This is a genomic window from Emticicia sp. (assembly GCF_049241225.1).
Classification (GTDB): domain Bacteria; phylum Bacteroidota; class Bacteroidia; order Cytophagales; family Spirosomataceae; genus Emticicia.
Genome location: NZ_JBMLRC010000265.1, coordinates 2,701 through 4,062, shown reverse-complemented (window position 1 = coordinate 4,062; position 1,362 = coordinate 2,701). Strand labels below are relative to the sequence as shown.

1 protein-coding gene is annotated in these 1,362 nt (G+C 36.0%); it reads left to right on the top strand.

Annotated elements, in window-relative coordinates:
- Positions 1–1,197 (top strand): DUF1501 domain-containing protein (locus ACOVO2_RS14315; RefSeq protein ID WP_421770635.1); only part of this gene is annotated, 1,197 nt, incomplete at its 5' end.
- Positions 1,198–1,362: the final 165 nt, after the last annotated feature.

The window sequence follows — 1,362 nt, the reverse complement described above, 5'->3', positions numbered from 1 at the left end:
ATAAAAAAATCGGCTTTTGCTACCATTGGTGGCATGATGATACCTAATTTTTTGAAAGCATTTGAAATGCAACATTTAGGTCAAAGCCAAACAACTGATAAGATTTTGGTAGTTATTCAGCTTTCGGGCGGAAATGATGGTTTGAATACCATTGTGCCTTACCGAAATGACATTTACTACAAATCTCGCCCAAGTATTGCAATTCAAAGTGAGAAAGTGCTAAAACTCAATGATGAAGTGGGTTTAAACCCTGCTATGGAATCGCTCAGAGCTTTATATGATAACGGACAAATGAGTATTATCAATAATGTGGGGTATCCCAACCCCGACCGTTCGCATTTTCGTTCGATGGATATTTGGCAAACTGCTAGTGAATCAACCGAATACTTAAACACAGGCTGGATTGGTCGTTATTTAGATGCTAATTGTGCAGGAAATTGTGTGCCTTACCAAGCATTAGAAATTGATGATACGCTTAGTCTTTCGATGAAAGGAGAAAAAGTAAAAGCACTCTCAGTACAAGATCCCGAAAAGTTATACAAACAAGTAAGTGGTAATTTTATTAATAAAGTTGCCCAAAACTCAGCAGTTCAAGGGCATGATAATGTTGCGTATTTGTACAAAACTTTGGCAGAAACGGCTTCTTCGGCTGAGTTTCTACATTCTAAGCGGAGTGCCGCCCAAACAAAGATTTTTCGTAGTACCAATCAATATCCGCAAGGTGAGTTAGGGCAACGACTAAAAACAATTTCCGAACTAGTAATTTCAGGAATGCCAACCAATATTTATTATGTAAGTATTTCTGGATTTGATACACATTTCAATCAGGTCAATCAACAAGAGCGACTGTTAAAAAACTATGCCGAGTCGGTAAATGCTTTCGTGAATGATTTGAAGAAAAATGATAGGTTTAAAGACGTAGCTATCATGACTTTTTCAGAATTTGGAAGGAGAGTCAAACAAAATGCCAGCGGTGGAACCGACCACGGTACAGCCAATAATGTATTTTTGATGAGTGAAAACCTAAAACGACCGAAAGTTGTAAACGAAGCTCCCAACCTCACAGATTTAGACGAAGGTGATTTGAAGTTCTCTGTTGACTTTAGACAAATCTATGCTTCGCTCTTAAAAGATTGGCTAAAAACAGAGAGTAAGGTCATTTTAGGAAAGAATTTTGAAAGTCTGAAACTATTATGACTCTCTTCTATTTTGCAGTCAGAACTCAGAACTCCTAATTCATAACTTTTTATTAACCATTAAATAAAAAACAGAAGATTTTAAGAATTTAAGCTAAGAGAATACGTTATTTATATGCAAATTTGTAGTTAATATAGGCTCACTAACCATATATGAATAACCTTT